The sequence below is a fragment of the Chitinophaga sp. genome, from assembly GCF_035538455.1.
Classification (GTDB): domain Bacteria; phylum Bacteroidota; class Bacteroidia; order Chitinophagales; family Chitinophagaceae; genus Chitinophaga.
Map to the genome: position 1 here is coordinate 1 of NZ_DATLKJ010000123.1, position 4652 is coordinate 4652.

The 4652-nt window shown below is 43.3% G+C and carries 6 protein-coding genes; all 6 read right to left on the reverse strand.

Annotated elements, in window-relative coordinates; genetic code table 11:
* On the reverse strand, positions 1 to 702 hold a 702-nt coding region (locus tag VM802_RS14820; RefSeq protein WP_325531788.1), incomplete at its 3' end, for a hypothetical protein.
* Positions 699 to 857 carry a hypothetical protein gene (locus VM802_RS14825; RefSeq protein ID WP_325531790.1) on the reverse strand — a complete coding sequence of 53 codons (159 nt, stop codon included), beginning with the start codon at positions 855 to 857 and terminating at the stop codon, positions 699 to 701. The genes VM802_RS14825 and VM802_RS14820, both read right to left, overlap by 4 nt.
* 5 nt (positions 858 to 862) lie before the next feature.
* Positions 863 to 1402, reverse strand: a complete 540-nt coding sequence (locus VM802_RS14830) for a hypothetical protein (RefSeq protein WP_325531792.1) — start codon at positions 1400 to 1402, stop codon at positions 863 to 865.
* Between the two features lies 1 nt (position 1403).
* Entirely contained in the window at positions 1404 to 2339 is a 936-nt protein-coding gene (locus VM802_RS14835) for an ATP-grasp domain-containing protein (protein ID WP_325531794.1), read from the reverse strand.
* Between the two features lie 66 nt (positions 2340 to 2405).
* Positions 2406 to 2609 (reverse strand): hypothetical protein, encoded by a 204-nt coding sequence (locus VM802_RS14840; RefSeq protein WP_325531796.1) that lies wholly within the window; start codon positions 2607 to 2609, stop codon positions 2406 to 2408.
* Between the two features lie 461 nt (positions 2610 to 3070).
* Positions 3071 to 4498: a M60 family metallopeptidase gene (locus VM802_RS14845; RefSeq protein ID WP_325531798.1), complete on the reverse strand. Its 1428-nt coding sequence runs from the start codon at positions 4496 to 4498 to the stop codon at positions 3071 to 3073.
* Positions 4499 to 4652 lie beyond the last annotated feature (154 nt).

Here is a 4652-nt window from a genome sequence, read left to right on the forward strand (position 1 = left end):
AGCAAACATCTTTATGTTGATAGCAAAATATCCCGGAGAGATAATCCCGCAATGGTCACTGCCAGTAATGAGCTGCCGCAGATAAACAACCTTCCCTTCATGAGAACTGCCTTCATCCGGAGATCCGTGAAAACAGATCCCCGTAACCCGCGGAAACTCCGCCAGCAAAAAAGATATGGTAGCATCGCTGTCATACGTATACCGCATGATCAGATCAATGGACCTGATGCGCGTATCGTCAAAGTACCGCAGCACATCTATAAAGTAGGCCACCGAACACGCACTGAAACACCTGATCTCCAGATGACCACATCCCAGGGCAGACAACTGCGCCGCCATCCGCCGCCACGGCAGTCTGGCATGAGAAGGATCTGTATCAATAATCGCATTCGTAATCCTGACAGGCGACTCATACACCAATGAAATCGGAGGAAATGATTCCGGCACCGGCGTAAAGAAAATGAGTTCTTTATCGTATAGGAACTCAAAATACTCCACCACCGTTGCCGCATTCTCTTCATCATATTGATCCAGGATAGTACTGATCTTCCCACCATCATATTGCTGCAACAAATCATACAGCTCATTAGGAATCAAATGCAGCTCCTGCCTTTGGGTATCACAGATAGCTGACCTGCTGGCTCCTCTTACCGGTAAGCAGCTGGCGAACAGCTTAAACGGCATATGTATATCAAGGCTCACAGGGGGATTATTTTACTGATGGTCTTATGATGCTTTTTAACAGAAGTATGCTGTTGAAAAAAACCGGACCGGATGATCGTTTTGGCCGCCGTCTTTACCGGCTCCATCGGTGGTAGGGACGCGGATGCCGCTTTACTACCCGCTTTACTTTTCATGTCGTTTATTTACTGATTTCGATTACTCCGAATAAAACTGCATTCCCATACTTCTGACGCGCTGGCTCTCTCGGCACAAACACGATGCTTTTTACCGCAGCAGGCTTTATATACTTCAGCGCCTCCCGGCGGCCACGGTAAGATTCATAGAAATGTTCATTGAGTACAATCGGGAGCTTAAAGGGAATAGTATCAATCTCGCTTTTTATCTTCCCAAAAAGATATTGCTCCAAGGCCGTATTGACCGTATTCGTAACATAGACAGTATCCGCCGGACTACCCGGCGCCATCGCATTAATCACGTCCTTTTCTGAAATAGTCCACTCCTTCGCTACCTCCGCAAGTGGCACATATCGCTCCCGGTGAATCACACCGTCCACGATCTTAAAATAAGAGCTGTCTACGCCAAACCGCAACACTTTGGCACTCAGTATCTCATTGACGGCAGGCTTCATGGGCTTACCATTCACCATTTGCGCAAAGCTGCGCCACGCGCCGCCCATCAGACACCAACAAAAAAAGAGTATTTGTACATGCTGTTTCATGTCAACTTATTAATTCGTTCGCAATAAGCTGTTCTAAGTTCAGGTTACATCCATTGGAGATCCATTCGAAATGACCGGATGGATTTACCTCCAGGAATACGTATTCTCCTTTCGGCGTCAGAATCAGGTCCAGCGATCCGGTATCTAACCCCTTCCCTTTCATAAAGCGGATAACAAGATCTTCCACATCCGCAGGAAGCCTGAAAGGAATCATCCTGTTGGGCCGCTGCTCATCGTAATTGCGGAAGTCCACCCGCGTAACATCATTGCGCTGAGAAAATATAGCCACCGTGTATAATGCTCCTTTCAGATAAAATACCCGCAAGTCAAACTCCTTCTCTATCAATTGCTGAAAGAAACAAACCGGCAACGGATGCGGTAACCGGTCCAGCACTTCCGGAAGAACAACTTGTGTTCCCCTTCCAAAGAGCGCATCATGCAGGTCCGTATCCACCGAATTCAGAGGCTTCACAATTACCGTACCTGCCAGCTTCATAAATTCCAGCACTTCCTGCTTAGAAGAGGTGACGAGCGTAAGCGGTGTCCGCAACCCTGCAGCCTTTGCCCGGTACAGGTCTGCCAGCTTATTTTGCCTGAACTCCAGCCAGAAGCTTCCCAACGTCTTTTCCCCGGCACACTCAAACATATGCCCCAGCACCGTCATCCAGTTGCGGTACAAAGAAGACTTCGTCTCTCTATAAGCAGGATGAAGAGCCGGCATATCAATATATCCACGACGATACCATATTTTACGTACCGACGAAATATGCATACTCCCCTTCCCTTCTACTTCTATATGGAAATCATTCCCTTTGTAAGTAGCAACTATTATGTTGTCAGTGGCGTTAATCCGAAAACAATAGTTTCCGGATGCAGCAATGTGCTCCATTACAGTATCTGTAACATTATCAGCCACCTCGCTAATGATGAGTACCATAGCTATAAACAAACGAGAAACAGGAAATCGGAGCAGATTACTGTTAACCTGCTCCCACAAAAGCGATCAGCACCAGTTGCCCGGCACTTCCTCTGCCCACCATCTGCCTTTCTCATCGATGAATATCACTTTATCCATACCGGCTTCTCCCATAGACGTAGCATCACCGATTTTCATATCTACGCCACCAGCAATACTTGCTTTTTGTAATGATGTAAGTGTTTGAAATTTTGCATCTGCAATCCTGGGAAGATTCTGCTTCGTTTTCATAGTGATCGATTTACTGGTTATTAATTGAGGTTATTGTACTTCGCTATTTTGAGATCGGGCTCCGACTTGCAGAAGGAATAGGTTATGAGAATGCTTGCTAAGCCTGAACGAATATATAAATAAATTCAATACAAAAACAAGTTTCGAAAACTTGACAAATACAACACATTTCAGTTTGCACTGCCAACTATTAAACACACATACAATAATTACCGTCCTTATAACAGGATAGCAGCATGATACTTATCACAAGAAATTGGGAAGAAATAAGTCAGGGTGACAAATACCATATTCAACCGTACCGACACACTTCCCCACCATGTAACTAAGTTCATAGCATATAAAATTTCTGCAAAAGAATCCCGAACGAGGTATATTCCCCTTACTTCAACATTTTTTGCCGATGACAGCCGATAAATCTATCGGTTGTCATCGGCAAAAACACACATCACCTGCTCATCTTATTTAAGTGTGAATGTCGGATCATCGGTTAACGTAGATGGATCTACATCTGGCAGAGGAAGATTGAGGGCAGCTATTTGCTGGTAGGCTTCCTCATCTTTAAAACCCCATTTGAAGAAAAATCTGGTAAGGTTCTTCCCTGATATACTGCATGCCTTCAACATAAAATAACGGTACTTGCTTGCTGCACCTTGCAAACTAGGCTTTTCCAATCTCGTCTGTTTATGCAGTTCATGATAAAAAGTATCTCCAAAAGCTAATTTAAGCTGAATAAGCATCGCTGATGCTCTGAACCTTGCGCCGGATGAAATAAAATTTGGAATTGAGGGGTCCCAAATTTTTGCGTAGTTTCTGGAAGAATCAGGAAGGTCAAAATATTCCTTAACCCGCTTCCATACCTGAACCCACCCGCCGTCACGCGCGATAGTCTTTCTTGACAACCCCCAATTCATTCCAACAGAAACAGCATAAAAATCTGCCATAATTTCTGCGTGCCAATCCCAGCGCTGTTGATGGTGATGCCCAGCTTCATGTCGTTGATACCAGGCATCATTCGCATAGGATTCGGAAAACGATGCCTGATATGAATATGTAGTAACATAAGGCCACGCAGCGCCCCCTGCATATACTCTGTTTACCAACAAATGAGATGTTCCCAACCTCTTATGAAGAGGCAGCGTACCATCTAAACCGCTTAATTCATCCATTGTGTCCCAGACTTTGTCGCAGGCATTCAATACTGAGTTGTTATTCTGATTTTTCAATGCGGTGTACGTACGTGGTAAAACAATGTTCACCCGCTGACCTATTAGTAATACATCATGAACAGCTGTATCTGCCTGTTCAAATAGATTCTGCCATTGAGATAATGTAGTAGTGTTCTTGATAAAAACCGGAACAGCCTTATGACCGCTAATGAAGGTCAATCTTGTTTTATTGGATGGCATCAGGCTACTATATCGAATCCATATTATACCCCCATTTTTATTAGCCACAATTACATTTTCTCCCGATTGCAATTGAATGGATTGAGGGCTCACATTTTCATATCGCTGATAAGTGCCAATTAATAATTGAGGCAACGACGTTCCAACGATAACTTCTGCTTTTATCTTTAATGTATCCAGAGGAGCTAACAGAAAACCCGTAGGATAAAAATCGGATGGAATAAAACTTTGCGTGAGCCTACTTCTTTCTGAATCAGCGCGTGGAGATTCCGAAACAATCTGAATGTTATGCCCAATAGAATCAACATCGTAATACGAATTTACAATTGCAGCGCGACTAATATTTGGGGGCACATTTTCGATGCGATTTGTTTTTGACAAACCTTCCAGATCGTATTTTCTACACGAAGAAATCAATCCATTAATCAATAGGATTAAAAATAAGACCCGAAAGTCAATGTAGTTTTTCATTGTTCTCATTTTGCTCAGTTTTAGGTTAATTATAACGTGTTGTGCTATTAACAAGGCAAATTGATTGTAATAATAAATATGTATATAGATATGAAATAAAAAATGTTGTGCATTCGTCTAAGTAAATAACTACAAATACAAAAACGATCGATGCACAACATTA